General features: G+C 37.8%; 17 protein-coding genes. 9 read left to right on the forward strand and 8 right to left on the reverse strand.

What is annotated here, in order from left to right; translation table 11 throughout:
* Positions 1 to 271 precede the first annotated feature (271 nt).
* A complete protein-coding gene (locus tag ACNSTQ_RS15065) occupies positions 272 to 496 on the reverse strand; it encodes a hypothetical protein (RefSeq protein WP_418200643.1) in 225 nt (74 codons plus the stop codon).
* A gap of 404 nt (positions 497 to 900) precedes the next feature.
* Between ACNSTQ_RS15065 and cls the strand changes: the two genes are divergently transcribed.
* From cls to ACNSTQ_RS15090, 5 genes are all read left to right on the forward strand, one after another.
* On the forward strand, positions 901 to 2,349 hold the full coding sequence (gene cls, locus ACNSTQ_RS15070) for a cardiolipin synthase (protein WP_418200644.1): 1,449 nt from the start codon (positions 901 to 903) through the stop codon (positions 2,347 to 2,349).
* Between the two features lie 149 nt (positions 2,350 to 2,498).
* Complete coding sequence (locus ACNSTQ_RS15075; protein ID WP_418200645.1) at positions 2,499 to 3,197, forward strand: class I SAM-dependent methyltransferase; 699 nt, start codon at positions 2,499 to 2,501, stop codon at positions 3,195 to 3,197.
* Between the two features lie 322 nt (positions 3,198 to 3,519).
* Positions 3,520 to 3,780 carry an SHOCT domain-containing protein gene (locus tag ACNSTQ_RS15080; RefSeq protein WP_418200646.1) on the forward strand — a complete coding sequence of 87 codons (261 nt, stop codon included), beginning with the start codon at positions 3,520 to 3,522 and terminating at the stop codon, positions 3,778 to 3,780.
* 128 nt (positions 3,781 to 3,908) lie between these two features.
* A complete protein-coding gene (locus tag ACNSTQ_RS15085; protein WP_418200647.1) occupies positions 3,909 to 4,544 on the forward strand; it encodes a nitrite reductase in 636 nt (211 codons plus the stop codon).
* A gap of 84 nt (positions 4,545 to 4,628) precedes the next feature.
* Entirely contained in the window at positions 4,629 to 7,091 is a 2,463-nt protein-coding gene (locus tag ACNSTQ_RS15090) for a heavy metal translocating P-type ATPase (protein WP_418200648.1), read from the forward strand.
* 130 nt (positions 7,092 to 7,221) lie between these two features.
* On the opposite strand, the gene ACNSTQ_RS15095 is transcribed toward ACNSTQ_RS15090, so the two are convergent.
* Complete coding sequence (locus ACNSTQ_RS15095) at positions 7,222 to 7,899, reverse strand: response regulator transcription factor (protein ID WP_418200649.1); 678 nt, start codon at positions 7,897 to 7,899, stop codon at positions 7,222 to 7,224.
* Positions 7,877 to 9,268: a sensor histidine kinase gene (locus ACNSTQ_RS15100; RefSeq protein ID WP_418200650.1), complete on the reverse strand. Its 1,392-nt coding sequence runs from the start codon at positions 9,266 to 9,268 to the stop codon at positions 7,877 to 7,879. The genes ACNSTQ_RS15095 and ACNSTQ_RS15100 overlap by 23 nt, the downstream gene beginning before the upstream one ends.
* 252 nt (positions 9,269 to 9,520) lie before the next feature.
* Here ACNSTQ_RS15100 and ACNSTQ_RS15105 point away from each other — a divergent pair, with 252 nt between their 5' ends.
* From ACNSTQ_RS15105 to ACNSTQ_RS15115, 3 genes are all read left to right on the forward strand, one after another.
* A complete protein-coding gene (locus ACNSTQ_RS15105; protein WP_418200651.1) occupies positions 9,521 to 9,808 on the forward strand; it encodes a hypothetical protein in 288 nt (95 codons plus the stop codon).
* A gap of 208 nt (positions 9,809 to 10,016) precedes the next feature.
* The gene (locus ACNSTQ_RS15110; protein ID WP_418200652.1) at positions 10,017 to 10,616 is read left to right on the forward strand and encodes a hypothetical protein; all 600 of its coding nucleotides are present in this window, start codon (positions 10,017 to 10,019) and stop codon (positions 10,614 to 10,616) included.
* Positions 10,617 to 10,809: 193 nt separating this feature from the next.
* A complete protein-coding gene (locus ACNSTQ_RS15115; protein ID WP_418200653.1) occupies positions 10,810 to 12,129 on the forward strand; it encodes an MFS transporter in 1,320 nt (439 codons plus the stop codon).
* A gap of 105 nt (positions 12,130 to 12,234) precedes the next feature.
* Here ACNSTQ_RS15115 and ACNSTQ_RS15120 read toward each other — a convergent pair whose 3' ends face one another.
* Together ACNSTQ_RS15120 and ACNSTQ_RS15125 are read right to left on the reverse strand one after the other, a co-directional pair.
* The gene (locus ACNSTQ_RS15120; protein WP_418200654.1) at positions 12,235 to 13,068 is read right to left on the reverse strand and encodes a cytochrome c oxidase assembly protein; all 834 of its coding nucleotides are present in this window, start codon (positions 13,066 to 13,068) and stop codon (positions 12,235 to 12,237) included.
* Positions 13,055 to 13,573, reverse strand: a complete 519-nt coding sequence (locus ACNSTQ_RS15125) for a DUF2243 domain-containing protein (protein ID WP_418200655.1) — start codon at positions 13,571 to 13,573, stop codon at positions 13,055 to 13,057. The genes ACNSTQ_RS15120 and ACNSTQ_RS15125 overlap by 14 nt, the downstream gene beginning before the upstream one ends.
* Positions 13,574 to 14,072: 499 nt before the next feature.
* On the opposite strand from ACNSTQ_RS15125, the gene ACNSTQ_RS15130 reads away from it, so the two are divergent.
* Positions 14,073 to 15,389: a Na+/H+ antiporter NhaC family protein gene (locus tag ACNSTQ_RS15130; RefSeq protein ID WP_418200726.1), complete on the forward strand. Its 1,317-nt coding sequence runs from the start codon at positions 14,073 to 14,075 to the stop codon at positions 15,387 to 15,389.
* A 140-nt stretch (positions 15,390 to 15,529) separates the two neighbouring features.
* Here the strand turns inward: ACNSTQ_RS15130 and ACNSTQ_RS15135 are convergent, their stop codons facing one another.
* From ACNSTQ_RS15135 to ACNSTQ_RS15145, 3 genes are all read right to left on the reverse strand, one after another.
* Positions 15,530 to 16,045 carry a YsnF/AvaK domain-containing protein gene (locus tag ACNSTQ_RS15135; RefSeq protein ID WP_418200656.1) on the reverse strand — a complete coding sequence of 172 codons (516 nt, stop codon included), beginning with the start codon at positions 16,043 to 16,045 and terminating at the stop codon, positions 15,530 to 15,532.
* Between the two features lie 90 nt (positions 16,046 to 16,135).
* Positions 16,136 to 16,621: a YsnF/AvaK domain-containing protein gene (locus ACNSTQ_RS15140; protein WP_418200657.1), complete on the reverse strand. Its 486-nt coding sequence runs from the start codon at positions 16,619 to 16,621 to the stop codon at positions 16,136 to 16,138.
* 181 nt (positions 16,622 to 16,802) lie between these two features.
* On the reverse strand, positions 16,803 to 17,726 hold the full coding sequence (locus ACNSTQ_RS15145) for a S66 peptidase family protein (protein ID WP_418200658.1): 924 nt from the start codon (positions 17,724 to 17,726) through the stop codon (positions 16,803 to 16,805).
* Positions 17,727 to 17,951: the final 225 nt, after the last annotated feature.

Here is a 17,951-nt window from a genome sequence, read left to right on the forward strand (position 1 = left end):
TTTACATCCTCAAAAACTTCGATTTTCTTCTTAGGCATTAACTCACCACCTTTATCGATTATCTTCGTTAAAAAGATTGTACTCTGTATCGATTTTGGTGTCCAAGTCATTAAGGGGGCTTAAAAGGAAATTCACATTTTATTGTCCGGTTTTTGATTTTATTGTCCAGTTTAAAGAATTTATTGTCCGATTTCACCTTTTTATTTGCCAAACTGTGTCCAACGCCAGTATAGATCTAACTCTACTGCTTATGAAACACAACAACATACCCTTACACTCTTACATCAAAGTAACTGCTTTCCTGCCGAAGCGGTTTAAGGCCATAATTATTAAAGTCCACTTTCGCTGTGTATGTTGTTGCTTGCTTGCCTTCTTTTTCAGGAGCACTTGGCTGATTTCTCTGTTGACGGCGTTGACGTTTATCAAATGCAGCTAATGTGTGCTTCGGTCTTCTCACTAATGGTTGTCTTGGGGGAAACATCAGGTTTGATATCATCATTTTTTCTCCTATCGATGGTAGATTTTTTATGTATTCAACTATCGCTTCCTATTTTTGAGGCTCTGTTATAAGCATTCCTACATGAAAAACGTTGAAGAAACACCCTTGATTTACATAACTATTCGAAAAGAAAAAAAGGTTTAAGGGGGTAAAAGGAAAGATCATAAATAATTGAGAATATAGTAGTAGCATGGGTTTTAATTGGAAGGGATTTGTAGTAAAAATGTTTAATGGTAAGCTATAACTAATTACCTAATCACAAAAACAAAAATTTAAAAAGCGATAAAAAGAAGAGAGAATACCGTATTGTTTACATACCATATGTCTAATTAGAGAGAACTTTCAGTGTAAACATGGTAGAATGGAAATGAAGAAATTTATGGTAAGGCAGGAAATGACACATGGGAATTTATTCGATATTAGTCGCTGTCATGTTTATCATCAATATGCTCTTTGCGGGTGTCATTATCTTCATTGAGCGGAAGGATGCCAGTTCGACGTGGGCTTGGATTTTAATTTTATTTTTTATTCCTTTTCTCGGATTTATTATTTATCTGTTTCTCGGGCAAAATCTAACACGAAAACGATTGTTTGATACAGACGGAACAAAGAAGATCGGTATAGATCGTGTGATTGCTGAACAAATTAGTCAAATTAAACATTCGGAGTTTCCATTTGATAGCGAGACGACAGAGGAATATAAAGATTTAATTTATATGCACCTAAATAATAATGACTCGATGTTAACAAAAGGAAATGACATTCAAATTCTTGTTGATGGACGTAAGAAGTTTGATACATTATTGGAAGATATTCAGCAAGCAAAGGACTTTATCCATATTCAATACTATATTATTAAAAATGATGGTCTAGGAAAACAAGTCATTCAAGCACTTGTGGAAAAAGCTAAAGAAGGTGTAAAAGTTAGAGTGCTATATGATGAACTCGGCTCTCGTAAATTAAAACGGAAACATTTTTCCGATTTAATAGCAGCCGGGGGAGAGATCGGTGTCTTTTTTCCATCAAAGCTCGCACCCATTAACTTACGTCTTAACTATAGAAACCACCGGAAATTAGTAAACATCGATGGGTATGTCGGTTATATTGGCGGTTTTAATGTAGGAGATGAGTATTTAGGGTTAAACGAAAGGTTTGGATATTGGAGAGACACACATTTACGAATAACTGGACCGGCTGTTGACTCGATTCAAAAAAGATTTATTTTAGACTGGAACCAAGCATCTAAGCAATATTTTATCAATTATGACCCTCATTATTTTCCGAAGAAAATCGGTACCGGTAGAGCAGCGATGCAAATCGTCTCCAGCGGACCAGATTCTGAATGGGAGCAAGTAAAAAACGGCTATATTTATATGATTATGTCCGCCAAACATTCAATCTATATTCAGACGCCTTATTTTATCCCTGATCCAAGCCTTCTTGATGCCTTGCGAATTGCCGTTCTATCAGGAAAGGATGTCCGCATTATGATACCGGACCGTCCCGATCACCCGTTTGTTTATTGGGCCACATACTCCCATGTGGGTGAGCTTTTAAAAACCGGTGCGAAAGTATTTATTTATAGAAAAGGTTTTATCCATGCAAAAATGTTAGTTGTTGACCGTAAAATTAACTCCGTCGGTACAGCAAACATTGACATGAGAAGTTTTAAGTTGAACTTTGAAGTAAATGCTTTTATCTATGACAAGGAGACATCCGAACAATTAGCCGATCAGTTTGAAAAAGATATGGAATTGTGTACCGAGTTAACGCAGCAACTATATGATCAGCGTTCTAAAATCATCCGCTTTAAAGAGTCGATTTCAAGATTGTTGTCACCAATTTTATAGTAAAACCTCATATAAAACACATGAGTATAAGGCGCTTTCCGTCCGAGGTAGGCGCCTTTTTTAATACGAAAATTCCCAGTTGATGTACAGGAACTTATGCAACCTCCCATTCATATTAGTAAACAAACATAGTAAAAGGAGTTATGGAAATGTACATGGATGCACTGGCGAAATTAGGGGTGGGTGGGGCCCATCCAGGAGGGTTGTCCTTAACGGAAAATCTAATAAAAGCAGAAGAACTTGATGCCCATTCTCGTGTGTTAGATATTGGTTGTGGAACAGGCCAAACTTCTGCTTACGTTTATAACCAATTTAAATGTCAAATAACAGCATGCGACATTCATCCGCTAATGATCGAAAAAGCTAATGAGCGGTTTAAACAATTAGAACTACCTCTTCAAGCGATCATGGCTAGCTCAGAAGCTTTACCTTTTCCAGATCAACACTTTGATTTTGTGATCTCTGAATCCGTTACTGCTTTTACAAACATTGAGCAATCGCTGAAAGAATTTTATCGTGTGTTGAAAAAAGGCGGAAAGCTGCTTGCGATTGAGATGACACATGATGGTACATTAGCGACTGATGACTTAAAGGAAATAAAAAAATTTTACGTATTAAAAAAAATAATGACAAAAGAAGGTTGGCAGAAAGCACTAAAAGATGGTCAGTTCTCAGCCATACAAATTGATCGTTTTAAAATGGACGAAAGCCATGCAAAAAATACGACCGACTTTCAACCATCACCTTCGATTGATGAAGAAGTACATCAGATTTTTACAGAGCATGAAAAGTTAATGATCTTCCATCAATCCAGCATCTTTCCTAGCATTATAAAAGCTAAAAAGTAAATAAGGATCTTCTCATTCAAGTCTTCAACATTAGATCGTGGATTCCACCGTTTTGTTAGTAATAAAAGACCTGAGAAGACATAAGGTAGTTCAAAAAACATACATTGAAAAATAGATCCGACAAATATTGAGCGGATTTATTTTCGTTTTTGCAAAAATGTTGGTACACAATCACCTTGGGTTTCATTTTATATAAACCAAATAGGTTTACAAATTTTGTGACTAAATCATGGATAAATTTTCTCTCCATACTTTCTCGATATTTTTTTGCTAAATTCAGTAAAGATAAATAAAAAAACGAAAAAGTTAGGGGAGCTTGAAAATGATGAATCATGGGGAACATTTCAATTGGATGATGAGTGGAATAGGTACAACATCTATGATCATGATGATGTTATTTCACATTGCCGTTTTAGTCGGGGGTATCTATTTTATTATATATCTAGTCAAGACATTCTCAAAAGATAAACCGATCGAGAAAGAAGTCAGTGGGGTATCTATTCTAAATGAACGGTTTGCTAAAGGTGAGATAAATGAAGACGAGTACAAACGAATGAAAAAAACATTAGAAACTGGCGTATAATTGGTATAATACCCCAGCCACATATGAACTTCAGCTTTAACAAAGAGGTATTCAAGTTGTTGTTATTGACATACCATACCAGGGTATAGTAAGTTTAAACCAACATATCAATCAAGGTGGGGTATTATATGGTAAAAGAAGAAAAAATGATAAAGCTGGCTGTCAATGCCGGAGTTTCCTTTGGGGCCAAATTGAATGCGAAACAATTGCTAGTGATCGCTGAATATATGGATGATCATTCTGAAATCGAACTAACTACATTTCAACAACTATACATTGAAGTGCCAGAAAGCCAAAAAACAACAATCGAACAGAAATTTAATGAGTTAGGCTTAGTCTGTTATCCTGTCGGAAATTTCGTGAAAAGTTTACGAACGTGTAATTTTTGTAAAGGCGCTGAAGAGGAAGGCATGCCTGTAGCAATTGAATTAAACAAACGAATCGCAGGGAAGCCCGTACCATTTACTTTGCGTCCTGCTTATACAGGCTGTGAGGTTGGCTGTGGTGAACCGCTGATCAATGATATTGGTGTAATGAAAGTTGGCAAGAACGAATACGACCTCTATATTGGCGGGAAGACAAAAGGTGCTGATGCCGAAGCTGGAAAATTATTTGAAATGGAACTGGTACCCGAACAGCTTTATAAAGTTGTTGATCAATTATTAGACATTTATGCTGAACAAGGCAAAAAGCGAGAACCTTTTTATAAATTTGTTCATCGTTATGGTTTTGATCATTTACGAAACCAAATATTCAAACAGTAATTTTTATCAATGATCAATTGCTTTTACAAATACCCTAAAGAGGTATCTAAAGTTGTAAATCAACATGTAAAGGAGGGAATGTGAATGGGCAAAATGCTTTTTACTATAAAAGGAATGACCTGCGCGTCTTGCGTGAACCGCGTAGAAAAAGTCATAGCTAAGGTAGACGGAGTCGAAGCAGTCAATGTAAATCTAGCCTCTAACCAAGCTCAAGTGGATGTGAATGATCAAGTTACAGCCGAGCAAATTCTTACAGCTATTGAGAAGCTAGGCTACGAAGCGAAAAGAATAGATGACGAAGAGCCACAAAGAAAGTTACTGTTTTCTATAAAAGGAATGACGTGTGCATCTTGTGTCAATCGGGTCGAAAAAATGATCTCTAAGGTCAATGGAGTTACGAAGGTCAATGTAAATTTAGCTGCTCATCAAGCTCAAGTCGAAGGGGAAAAAGGAGTTCTTGAGGCGGACGCAATTATTCAAGCGATTGAAAAAATTGGTTACGAAGCAGCGTTACTTGATGAACGTAATGAAATGGATGAACGAGACGATAATGAAGAGGAAACAAAGACATTATTGAAAGATTTTTCAATTGCGGCGGTTTTAACTACGATCGTCTTAATTGGAAGTATTCCCCATATGATGCACGGTTGGGGAACGTGGGTACCAGACTTTTTAGCAAACCCCATTTTTCTCCTAGTCTTAACAACTTATATCCAATTAGTACCCGGATGGCGATTTTACAAGAACAGTTACAAAGTGTTGAAAAATAAATCAGCAGACATGAACGTTCTAGTAGCCATGGGTACAACTGCTGCTTGGTTTTACAGTGGCGCGATGACCTTGTTTCCAGCCCAATTAACGGAAATGGGGTTTCCTTATCAACTTTATTATGATGTAACAACCGTTATCACTACGTTAATTCTACTTGGCCGGTATTTCGAGGCAAAAGCAAAAGGGAAAACATCGACCGCTATAAAAAAACTAATGAGCTTACAAGCTAAAACGGCTAGAGTGGTTCGTAATGGAACTGAGCTTGAAATTTCGGTAGAAGAAGTGAGGATTGGGGATCACGTGCTCGTTAGACCTGGGGAGCGAATTCCAGTTGATGGTGTCGTCTTAAAAGGAAAGTCTGCGGTCGATGAATCAATGCTAACAGGAGAATCGATTCCAGTAGAGAAAACAGCAGGAGATCATGTGATTGGTGCAACCATTAATAAATCTGGAAGTTTTACCTTTCAAGCCACCAAAGTAGGAAGAGAAACGGCTCTAGCTCAAATCATTCGAATGGTAAATGAAGCTCAAGGATCAAAAGCACCGATCCAACGCGTTGTCGATTTAATTTCCGCTTATTTTGTACCAACTGTTGTCATCATTGCTATTCTTTCATTTATCGTTTGGTATTTTGTTGGTCCAGATCCAAGTCTTATTTTCGCTCTAACAACCTTTATCGCCGTGCTTATTATAGCTTGTCCCTGTGCCTTAGGGTTAGCGACCCCAACATCCATCATGGTTGGGACAGAAAAAGGAGCAGAAAACGGGATTTTAATCAAGGATGCTACGAGTTTAGAAAGAGCTCATAAAATTAACACGATTATCTTAGATAAAACCGGAACCATTACAGAAGGTAAACCGAAATTAACCGATTTAATTACAGCAGGCCATTTATCTGAGCATGAATTATTGACTATGGCAGCATCCGTTGAAACAGCTTCTGAGCATCCATTAGGGGAAGCAATCGTTGAAGCGGCAAAAGAAAAGGGAATAAAGATGGATGAGCCTGATTCGTTTGAAGCCATTGTCGGTCATGGACTGATCGCTTCCTTAAAAAGTCAAGAAGTGTTAATCGGGAATATTAAGTTAATGCAGAAGTTTAACATTGAGCTCGAGTCTTATGAACAAACAGCAATTACTTTAGCTGATCAAGGAAAAACCCCAATGTATGTTGCGGTAAACGGCCAATTTGCTGGGATCATTGCTGTCGCAGATACATTGAAAAAAGGAAGCCAACCTGCGATCACAGCGCTTAAACGTATGGGTATTGAAGTAATCATGTTAACGGGTGATCATGAACGTACCGCAAGAGCAATAGCCAAAGAAGCAGGGATCGATCATTACATTGCTGAGGTACTTCCTGAACATAAAGCTGCAGAAGTTAAAAAGCTGCAAGATCAAGGGAAAGTCGTCGCCATGGTTGGTGACGGGATTAATGATGCTCCAGCTCTAGCTCAAGCTGATGTTGGAATTGCAATAGGGACCGGTACCGATGTGGCGATGGAAACTGCAAATATTACCTTAATGCGCGGAGATATTTTAGGTGTTGTTACGGCATTGCGCCTATCTAAAGAAACGATGAAAATGATATGGCAAAACCTCGGTTGGGCGTTTGGCTATAACATCGTTCTCATTCCAGTTGCCGCTGGGTTATTATATCCTTTCTTCGGGATACTACTTAACCCTATGTTAGCCGGGGCTGCTATGGCTTTTAGTTCCGTATCAGTCGTATTAAATACTTTACGACTAAGAAAGTTTAAATCAAGCACTGTGTAATAGGAAGATGGTAATTTACCTTGTTGAGATACGAGAATAATAGTGAAAAGGGTAATGTTCATATACGTGAACATTACCTTTTTCATAACTCACTTAAATTCAAATACGACAATAAACGAACCCTTAAGGATTAAGAACTCCATTTATAACCAATTCCCCATACCGTTTTTAAATGATCATCAACAGGAAATCCTTGTTTACGTAATTTCTCTCTTAAGTTTCGAATATGCGAATCAATCGTTCGATCTTCTGTATCTACTTTTAGACCCCAAAGTGTTGACAGGAGATGCTCTCTAGAAAAGACTTTATTTTGGTACTTTAAGAATAATTCAAGAAGTGCAAACTCTTTCGGTGTCATCGGTATTTTTATGTTTTTATAGTGAACTTCTACGGTTGTAGGATCAAAGGTTAAACCAAGGAAAGATAAGGTATCATCCTCGGTGTCACGACTCGTTCGTCGAATAACTGCTTCCATTCTAGCAAGTAGTTCTTCTTCGTCAAATGGTTTGGATACATAGTCATCTGCACCAGTCTTTAAACCTTTTACAATATCACCTTTATCATTTCGAGCCGTTAGCATAATGATCGGAACATGGGGAAAATCACGAATATGTTTTAACGTCGTCCAACCATCCATTTCAGGCATCATGATATCCAATAAAATAAGATCTACATTTTGTTCCTGTACTACCGAAATGGCTTCTTTGCCTGACGTTTTCTTAATGCACTTATACCCATAAGGGGTAATATATAATTCTAAGAGATCAAGCATCCTTTTTTCATCATCAATGAGTAAAACTGTCTTCATCAAAATTCTCCTTCAAACGAATAGTAAAACAAGTGCCTGCACCTAATTGACTTTCTACAGAAATCGTACCATTATGGGCTTCGACTAATTCTTTTACAATAGACAAACCTAATCCAAATCCGCCTGTTAAACGAGAGCGTGATTTATCAACTCGATATAATCTATTAAAAATATAAGGTAAGTCTTCACTAGGAATTCCTTGACCTTCGTCTTTAATTGAAATTAGAATATCATCGTTTTGTTTCTCCACGTTTATTTTCGTAACAGAATGTTCCGCTGAGTATTTAAGCGCATTATCTAATAAATTTAAAATAATTTGTTCAAATCGACGAGGATCGACTTCGACCGTCCAGTCACCTCGACAATATAATTCAAGTTGGTGACCTTGAGCTAAAAACACGTGACGAGCTTTATCATAGATCATAGATACAAAATCGTTAACACGGACTGATTGTTTCTGAATAGTAAACATATTTTCATCCATTTTAGCTAGTTCAAACAATTCTTGTAACAACTGATGAACATGTTCTGATTCTTCATGAATGATGGTAAGGTAGTGCATTCGTTCTTCTTCTGATAACGTTTTTCTTCTTCCGATGTCTGCATAACCTTTAATGTAGGTTAGTGGTGTCCGAAGCTCATGAGAGATACTAGCTAAAAATTCATTTCGCTCTTTTTTTAAATAACTTAGATCATTCGCTAGAGTCTGGATCGACTTCGATAATTCACCAATCTCATCATTGGACTTCACTGGGAGTGTTACTGAAAAATCACCGGTACTTAATTTCTTGGTTGCTTCTTTCATTGAAATAAGTGGTCGAGTTAACACCTTTAGTAACAAAATAATCGTTACTAAAAGAAAAAAGAGAATGAGTGCAACAGCTACTAAAAAATGATCATTCAATTTCCCGATAAAAGCTTGAATCAGATTATTGCTTTTTAACATGTATACATACCCTTGATTTCCTTGCGCATCATCAAATGGTGATACTGTTGCAATATATTTTTGATCTTTCCAGTCGGCTTGAAGTACTTGTCCATCTCTAGGCAGATTAAGGACTTCCTGCTGTAAGATGTATTGGATGCCTGTATCAATCTCATTAGAAGCTTCCACAACATCCCCAGATAAGTTAGTGATCACCACTTCGGTATCTGTTTGCGATTCCATCATCGCGATGTGATGAAGCGTTTCATAATTAAACGACATTTCTAATACATCACGATGGCTATTTCCTCTTGCTTGTAATGAGTGAAGCTCTTCGTCTACGAGGGATTGTACGACCGTGTTATGTAGAAATAACATGGAAACGGATTCAATAATGAGAATACAAACAAAGAACCATAAACCTAATTTAATCGAGAATTTCATATTTATTCACCTTTACCAATGGCTTAGTTCATATCAAGTGTGATCAACAGATGCACGATTTAGCACCATCATCCTCTTAATAAGTCGACTGAGATTAATTTTAGCTGCAAAATGTCGAGAAAATATGCAGCAAACCGAAAAGACAGACCTATATGTAAAAGTACTATAATTTTACTACTTAATCTGCACATTTTCTTCAAGGATTATTGTTAAGCTTATTATAAATATTTTTAGTATTAAAGGTGATTTAAAATGAATGTTTGTAAAATATCGAACCGAGGTATCATTAACTTTTCAAAGAAGATCCGAGACCAACTCAATTTGATGAACGGAAAATTATACTCCGTTTATATTCATCATAAAGATAGATCAATTATAATCGAGCCATCCAAAGATGAAACCACACATAATCAGTGCGTTTTTCACCAAGGAAAAATTACGATCCCAAAGGAAATTCGAAATCTATTAAAAATAAATGCAAATGAACACTTTCTCATTGAAGTAATAGGGGAAAAGGTGTATTTACGAAGAGATCATTAAGGTAACTCCCATTAGAGCCGTTTAATAAACAAAAAAACTCGGTGACAATTGACAGAATAATATTTGCTATGGAAACACGTGAGAATAATTCCCACGTGTTTTCGCTTTCTTTATACTGACGCTAATCTAATTATCTACTATTTATTTTAAAGCTCCCACTGCATGTACACCGATTTTCTGTCATAAGTATAAGCAAGGAGGGGGTATCTTGAACCTATTTTATAGTTACATTTCAATCAGCCTCTTACTTATAACAGTGCTTATTATCATCATCTCATTTCTGCTAAAGGACAAACTGCTTCCGATGTACAAAATGGTTCTAGCCATGACTTTTGCGATGAACATCGGCTTAACCGTTGGTGTCATGTTTGGTGTCCTCTATCAAGGAAACTTATTTATTTCTACTGTGCTTTCGATTTTTATTGGTATAACGATAGGCGTATTATGCGGAATATGTTTCGGAATCGTGTCATCGATTGAAGGAGCAATGGCTGGCTTAATGGGGAGTATGATGGGAGCCATGCTCGGTGAAATGATCTCTGTACCTCAAGCTTCAACGATGTTAATGATCTTGTTAACGTTTTTGGCTTGTTCGCTTCTATTATTCTTTGTACTAAGTCCCAATGAAAGTGAGGGTAGAAAAACGAATAAGATCTCGTTACTATTAACTCCAAGCCTAGTGATAATTGGGCTAGGCAGTTATTTACTATTTGGCTTTGAATTAAGTAAAGATAATGCTCGTACGGAGTATCATTCAGAACACCACCACGAAGGACACCACCATGACCATCTACAACGGAATCATTAACGATACTATGAACAATCCTGGTTCTCTTCCACCTTAACAGTTGAGGAGAGAGAACTGAAGACATATCTGTTGCCCGAAAAATATTAACAGTTTAAACTAAAACTACTAAACTAGAAAAATTTGGAGGGCAACATGAAGATCGATATCAGGCAAGATTTTAAACTTCTAATATGTAAGGAAAGTATCAAAAGCGATGTCTAATAATAAAGAACAAACGAAAGAAAAACAACGACTGTCTCCTAGGGTAGAACCATACATAAAATCGCCTGAAAAACGGCGACAATTATATAAAAGAACATTAATCATTATTGTAATTTCACAAATTTTTGGCGGTGCAGGACTTGCGGCTGGTATTACTGTTGGGGCGCTTCTTGTGCAAGACATGCTCGGAACCGACAGCTATGCAGGTGTTCCCGTCGCTTTGTTCACCCTAGGTTCAGCTGTTGCTGCACTGCTCGTTGGACGATTTTCGCAACGTTTTGGCCGGCGCTATGGGTTAGCATCAGGATTTATAGTCGGTGGTATTGGGGCAATTGGTGTTTTAATTGCAGCAGTATACGGCGATTTAATTCTCCTTTTTGCATCATTATTTATCTACGGTGCCGGTACGGCTACTAATTTACAAGCGCGTTATGCCGGAACGGATCTAGCCACACCGAAGCAACGAGCGACTGCTGTCAGTATCGCTTTAGTTGCTACCACATTCGGTGCAGTTGCCGGACCGAACTTAGTTCATGTGATGGGTGAGTTTGCTATTTCAATTGGTATCCCCCCATTAGCTGGTCCATTTATTTTAGCTGCCTCGGCCTACATCGTCGCCGGTTTAGTCATTTTGTTTTTCCTTCGTCCAGATCCACTAATTGTTGCAAAGAAGCTGGCAGAATCGGTAGAAAAGGATACTCAGGAGGGCTCTGAAGTCGAGGAGGATAGTACACGAAAAAAACGCGGCGTCGTTGTCGGCGCTACGATCATGGTCTTAACTCAAATCGTCATGGTGGCCATTATGACGATGACACCTGTCCATATGGGTCATCATGGTCATGGGTTAAGTGAAATTGGTCTAGTCATTAGCATTCATATCGGTGCGATGTATTTACCTTCTCTCGTTACAGGAATTCTCGTCGATAAATTCGGACGAATGACAATGGCCGTTGCCTCAGGTGCTACTTTACTTGCTGCAGGTGTGATGGGGGCTTTGGCACCAGGTGATTCACTGTTTGTCATGATTGCAGCTCTCGCTTTACTTGGGCTTGGTTGGAATTTTGGCTTGATAAGTGGTACGGCACTCATTGTCGATTCAACGACACCGTCCAACCGAGCGAAAACACAAGGTTCGGTGGATGTTTTGATTGCCTTATCAGGAGCCTCTGGCGGTGCCTTATCTGGTATGGTTGTGGCTCAAACTAGCTTTACTTTTTTATCGTTAGCTGGAGGTATATTGTCCCTCATTCTTATTCCAGTCGTTATTTGGTCTCGCCAAACGAAACGAGAGAATGAGAAAGCTTCTACTTAATTTTAAAAAGGCAGGTGATTCCTTCGGTTAAGGTAATCGGCTGCCTTTTTCTGTAGATGTCATGCTATTAACAGGAGATAACTCAGCAGTTAAGTCGTTCATCGATCAAGTACTTTGAAGAAAATAAAAATCTCGTTCCACTTCCGGCCTAGGCCGAGCAGCTTTGTACCATTGATAACATAAAATAAAAATAATCAAGATATCCACTGCATCTCCGCCGTAATACATCAGCATGCCACCAGTTTGAGCCTCGGCTGGAGCGATACCAGCAGGAGGGTTGGCGTAAATAAACTTGGATAAAATTCCGTGAGCTGCAAGTGCTATAATTAACACAATTGACCGATAAATAAAACTGGTTCGATGGGGTGTCGGATCAATGTAAATCATAGAAATCGTAAAAACATACCCCGCCAGAAAGACATGAAAATGTATCAAAACATGGAGCCAACTATATTCATGCATGGCAGCATATAAATTGGTCGTATATAAAATCCATAGCCCGCCCACATTGAGTAATGAAGCGACGATTGGATCTGTCACAAAGCGGACATATCGACTTTTTAATAAACGAGAGACCCGTCTAGCTAGAGTAACAGGAAGTGTTCTTAAAATAACGGTCATCGGTGCTGCAAGAACCATTAAAAGGGGAGCGAGCATGCCGAGTAGTAAATGTCCTACCATATGTATACTAAAATCCATATGGGCACGTTCTGCTAACGGCCCCGCTACAGCTACTATCGAACACAAAACACCAGTAACCCAAAGAGCGGTTTGATAAACGGGCCAAGGTTTCCCTCTACGTCTGGAAACAAACACCGCCATTAAATAAACGACTAATCCAACGATAAAAGGAAGTGCCAAGACGATTTGTGGCGCAACGCCCATCGTATGGTGAAGATGACTCGCGTCCATATGATGGATATGATTAAGATGGATCATTTGAAACCGTTCCTCCTACCATTTCTTTACGTCTTGTTTTGTAGGTGAGAATAACACCGACGATGATGAGAGCAACGGCAAAAATGTTCCAAATAATATCATAAACAATCACATTTTCTACATATCGTATTTGATGAATTCGCATGATCTTATGTTGAATGATTCCATCATATAGCTGAAAAACACCGGCCCCAAGAAAGACGCCGCCCCACCATCTAGTCACCCATAAGGCATTGCGCCGCCTGAGATCCGCAAACAAAAATAAGCCAGCGATCGTTGCAAACCAACTAAACGCATGAAATAAACCATCGGAAATTAAACCAACACTTGTTGTTGATAAATCATAAAAATGATGCCAATGCAGCAGTTGATGAAACACGACTTCATCAAAGAACGCAATTAAACCAAGTCCGAACAAAATACCTGACCAAAGGTTGCGCCTCGAATAGAGGTGTCGATTGATTCGCTTTGATGCATGATGAGTGTTGACTGTATCTTTTTCCATAACATCCTCCAATGCTGTGTAGTTCCTCAAAATCTAGGTAATCTTCACATCATCTAGCTATTTTCTCCATATTTTCAGAAAATAGTCAGGAGTTATGGTGTTTTGGAAGTAGCAGGGAAGTATGCATTTTTTAAATTTATCAATATATCGGCGCAATTCCAATTTTATCGTCGTAAATTTCAATATATCGGCGTAACTCCAATTTACGAAATAACTCCCCTCTAGAAACCAAAGCCGAAGCCCTGTCATCTCAGAAGTATGGCACAGGATAACGGTTTCCCTTCACATATGGGCTTGTCCTAAAAATACTTTTACCTATTACTATCAATCTTATATCTGTCATTTGTTCCCCATAAACTTTGTGATCTAAGTACGTAAATGGATTTTTCATGTTAGTATTAGTAGGTCGAAAATGTTGAGTTTTAAAATATAGTTTTGTAAAATGCCTTTCTTATATAAATAGGAGTGAAAAAAACTGCATACATATAGGTTTTCAAAAATACAAGTTTTTAGTCTATTAATTATTACTCTACTAGGAGTTTTATTATCCGTATACTTCGATAAGCCTTTGATTATTGGGTTTTTACCAGGCTTTATCAGCTTAGTTATTATTGTAAAACGTAAAGACGTTTCATTTAATGTTATAGGCACTATTTGTATAAAAGGAATTAAGAAAACGCAAACCGTCGTTTTCATCTTATTGTTAGTCAGTTTCGTACTACCGTCTTGGTATCTAGCAGGAACTATTAACCAATTAGTATCGATATCACTTCATATCATTACACCCGAATATTTTTACTTATTAACTTTTTTGATTGCACTATTTTTTTCAATGGTTCTAGGAACATCTGTAGGAACGTTAAGTGCTGTTGGAATTCCGATCATGAGCAGTGCCATAGCTATTGATCTTTCGCCAGAAATTGTAGCTGGAGCTCTTATTTCTGGAGCTTTTGTAGGGGACAGAACCTCTCCATTTTCAAGTGCTCATCAGTTGTTATCACATACAGTCGAGCTTCCAGGAAGAAAACAGCTTCGCGCTATGTCTACTACAACCATCCTAGCAATTATTATCGGACTGGGATTTTATGGACTATTGGATTATCAAAAGGATGTAAAGTCGGATTATTTAACTTCATTTTCCTGGGATCAATTATCCTTCATTCACTTTCTTCCACCGTTAGTATTAATAACCGTTGTTATGTTGCGTAGAGGGATTATATATGCTTTTTTAACAAGTATATTAACGGCTAGCATCATTGCATTGGTCCACGGAAAAAGTTTCACTGAGCTTTTCAGTGTGTTAGTTTTAGGCGTGGATGACATAGGTGGCGGACTAATCAACATGTACTTACTTTTACTATTTCTTGTGTTAGCAGGTGCCTATAATGGTTTATTAGAAGAGTATCAAATTATCCAACCAATACTAGATGGATGGCTCGAAAAATCTAAAACACTAGTGGAAGATTCCCTTAAAACCATTGCCGCCACACTAGGGATTTCTTTAATCTCTGCAAACCAAACACTCCCAATCATCCTTACAGGACGAACGTTCTTACCACATTGGTCTAAAAAGCAATCGAAGCAAGATCTAGCGAGAGTTATGGCCGACTCAACGATGTTGTTCCCTGGAATGATCCCATGGAGTGTGTTAGCGATTATGTGTAGCACGATTATAGGTGTGCCTATTATTACATACTTACCATATGCAATTTTTCTATGGGTTTTACCTATATTAACGATCCTCGTATCTGTAATAAAACAACTTCAACAGGTGAAGAACGAGTCAATTAAGATAAATAAGACGAATATATCATGAGGGCTACAAGTAATTAAAGTAACTATTTATTTAGATAATTGGTTAGAAAACCGTATTTTTACTCGGTTTTCTTTTCGCTACTTATAAACTAGCTACCATGCTTCATGATAAAAAGACCACAACCTAACCCCTAAAAGGGCTTATTGTTGTTCGTCTTTCTCAGCAATATCTACTATACCATCGACATCAACATCAGCGGTTTCTTTCTTAACGGTTGCCTTTACTTGTTGAACCTCTTTAACTTCTTGCTTGGAAATCGAAACATCGTTAAGTTTAACTGGGTGTTTTTGAATTTCAATTTCCTCTTCTTTTAGGGGGATACGATACTGCTCCTCATCGCCAGCTTCTATAACCATTTCTTGTCTGCGAATGGGGACGGTAATTGTTTTCTTTTCTTCTACGACTTCTTTATGAATTTTCACTTCGCCTGTTTGTACTCGTTCTTTTTTAATGTCTAATTCTTCTGCTCGAAGTTGTATGGTTTGTTCTTCCTGCTTATTTTTTTCATCTTGTTGTGTGGTTGTTCTCTTTGTAAGTAATGAAAAGATAATCCCCCCAGCAATTGCACCGACAATAATCCCAGAAAATACTGTAAATCCCATGACCCAACCTAACAAGCTTCCCAGAATAGCTCCAATCAGAATTGACTTTCCCATAGGACCTCCTGAATATTTTTATTTTAGATTGCACAGTTTAGAAAAGAGTATGTATAGGAGGCTGACCCTTAAGCCAGCCACCAGTCTTAATTATTTGCGGTCTTCATTAATAACATCTGCATTACCATGCGTTTCAACGTCTGCCACTTCTTTATGAAGGACATCACGAACTTGTTGTGTTTCTTCAACTGAACGTTTATGAGCAGAAACTTCACCAGTTACGACCGTATGCTTATCAACATCGATCTGTTCAGCAGTTACTGGAATATGAACCGTTTCTTCATTGGTGATCGGCTCATTTGTCGGTTCGCGGTCAACTGCTTTTCTTTCAACAACTACTTGATCATGAGCAACCGGAACATTAACTGTCTGTTCTTCTTCGACGATATCTTTGTGAAGCGTCACATCGCCCGTTTCAACACGGTACTTGTCAATGTCTAATTCTTCTTCGCGAAGATCCATATGCGCATTTTCACTAGCAAATTCTGTATCTGCCACGCGGTCTACATTACGTACTTCTTTACGTTTTTCCTTCTGAGTGTTTTCTTCTTCGTTTAACCAATCAAAAAAGCCCATGTTTAAACCCTCCTAGGAAAATGTGTGTTAGACCAACTTACACGTAGTATGTTATCCGACAATAAAGCAAACTATACGGTCTGAGGGATGGAGGAATTATACAATTAGCTTCCAAAGTCATTCATGATCTAGCCATCAACCATAAAAAAACAACGCGTAATTGACACGTTGTTTTCATTTTTTAAGCGGTAACTGAAGGCTCAATAACCGTTAACGTATTTTCAGTTGTATTTAAATTAACTGTCGCTCCAATTGGTATTGCGGCCTTATATAAACCATGTCCGGTAGCAACGTTTGTCATTAATGGTTTCCCTAAAGGTACTAACCATTCATTAATTAGATCCTCGTAGGATGTAGCGTAAGAAACAAGACAATTCGTACATTCTCCCATCACAATTCCGATACAATCGTCAAATTTTCCAGCCATTAACAATTGAGTAAAGTAACGAAGGATAATCGTTGTCGGGGCATTAATTTCTTCTAGAAACAAAATTTTACCGGCTGTATCAATTTCATAAGGCGTTCCAAGCGTATTAACTAAAGATGCCATATTGCCACCTACGATTGGTCCTGTTACATTTCCTGGAACTAAACTAACTTGAGGTGTAGTTGGAGGATTTTCAATTATCCTAGGAGACATAAGTGTAGAAGTAGCTGCAAAAAACTGATTATAATTATACGTCGGTGTGTCCGGTCTAAAGTCAATTAACATTAAACTATGAAACGTCGTTAAATCACTCAATTGATACAATAAATTAAGAAGAACTGTTATATCGCTATAGCCCGTAATGATCTTAGGATTTGCACTTATTTCTTCAAAATTAAGATAGGGGAGAATGGTTTGAACAGACGTTCCTCCTCGAGTGGGCAGGATCATTTTAACCGATGGATCTCTAAACATCGTCATCAAATCTTCAGCTCGATCTTGGGCAGGAGCTGCTGCAATTCCTTGCCAAGAATACACGTGTCGACCGTACGCAATATTAAAACCCATATTTTGAAGCATTTGTATCCTGGCATTCGTAATGTTCGCATCCAAAGGACTTCCTAGAGTTACTAAACCAATCGTATCGCCACTTTCTAACCGAGGCGGGTTTATTGCCATATAATTCGCTCCTTGTCTTTCTAGTAAAAACAATTCAAATCCGCTAAAAAAGGTCCTTTTTAAGGCAATTCTCATCCATTTTTCTTCTATTTTATGAAATGAGTAATTTTAAAATTACAAATTGTTTACACATTGACCTAGGATTGCTTAATGGGTGAATGAGCAAAAATATCCAAGAATGAACTACAACTGCATTTTTTCCCTAAATTATTTGGTGGTTTTTAA

The organism is Alkalihalobacterium sp. APHAB7 (genome assembly GCF_048323755.1).
In the GTDB taxonomy this organism is placed as follows: domain Bacteria; phylum Bacillota; class Bacilli; order Bacillales; family Bacillaceae_F; genus Alkalihalobacterium.

Excerpts from the sequence above, each read along its gene's own strand:
- ACNSTQ_RS15065 (WP_418200643.1), bottom strand. The coding sequence starts at position 496 with ATGATATCAAACCTGATGTTTCCCCCAAGACAACCATTAGTGAGAAGA.
- cls (WP_418200644.1), top strand. The coding sequence starts at position 901 with ATGGGAATTTATTCGATATTAGTCGCTGTCATGTTTATCATCAATATG.
- ACNSTQ_RS15075 (WP_418200645.1), top strand. The coding sequence starts at position 2,499 with ATGTACATGGATGCACTGGCGAAATTAGGGGTGGGTGGGGCCCATCCA.
- ACNSTQ_RS15080 (WP_418200646.1), top strand. The coding sequence starts at position 3,520 with ATGATGAATCATGGGGAACATTTCAATTGGATGATGAGTGGAATAGGT.
- ACNSTQ_RS15085 (WP_418200647.1), top strand. The coding sequence starts at position 3,909 with ATGGTAAAAGAAGAAAAAATGATAAAGCTGGCTGTCAATGCCGGAGTT.
- ACNSTQ_RS15090 (WP_418200648.1), top strand. The coding sequence starts at position 4,629 with ATGGGCAAAATGCTTTTTACTATAAAAGGAATGACCTGCGCGTCTTGC.
- ACNSTQ_RS15095 (WP_418200649.1), bottom strand. The coding sequence starts at position 7,899 with ATGAAGACAGTTTTACTCATTGATGATGAAAAAAGGATGCTTGATCTC.
- ACNSTQ_RS15100 (WP_418200650.1), bottom strand. The coding sequence starts at position 9,268 with ATGAAATTCTCGATTAAATTAGGTTTATGGTTCTTTGTTTGTATTCTC.
- ACNSTQ_RS15105 (WP_418200651.1), top strand. The coding sequence starts at position 9,521 with ATGAATGTTTGTAAAATATCGAACCGAGGTATCATTAACTTTTCAAAG.
- ACNSTQ_RS15115 (WP_418200653.1), top strand. The coding sequence starts at position 10,810 with ATGTCTAATAATAAAGAACAAACGAAAGAAAAACAACGACTGTCTCCT.
- ACNSTQ_RS15120 (WP_418200654.1), bottom strand. The coding sequence starts at position 13,068 with ATGATCCATCTTAATCATATCCATCATATGGACGCGAGTCATCTTCAC.
- ACNSTQ_RS15125 (WP_418200655.1), bottom strand. The coding sequence starts at position 13,573 with ATGGAAAAAGATACAGTCAACACTCATCATGCATCAAAGCGAATCAAT.
- ACNSTQ_RS15135 (WP_418200656.1), bottom strand. The coding sequence starts at position 16,045 with ATGGGAAAGTCAATTCTGATTGGAGCTATTCTGGGAAGCTTGTTAGGT.
- ACNSTQ_RS15140 (WP_418200657.1), bottom strand. The coding sequence starts at position 16,621 with ATGGGCTTTTTTGATTGGTTAAACGAAGAAGAAAACACTCAGAAGGAA.
- ACNSTQ_RS15145 (WP_418200658.1), bottom strand. The coding sequence starts at position 17,726 with ATGGCAATAAACCCGCCTCGGTTAGAAAGTGGCGATACGATTGGTTTA.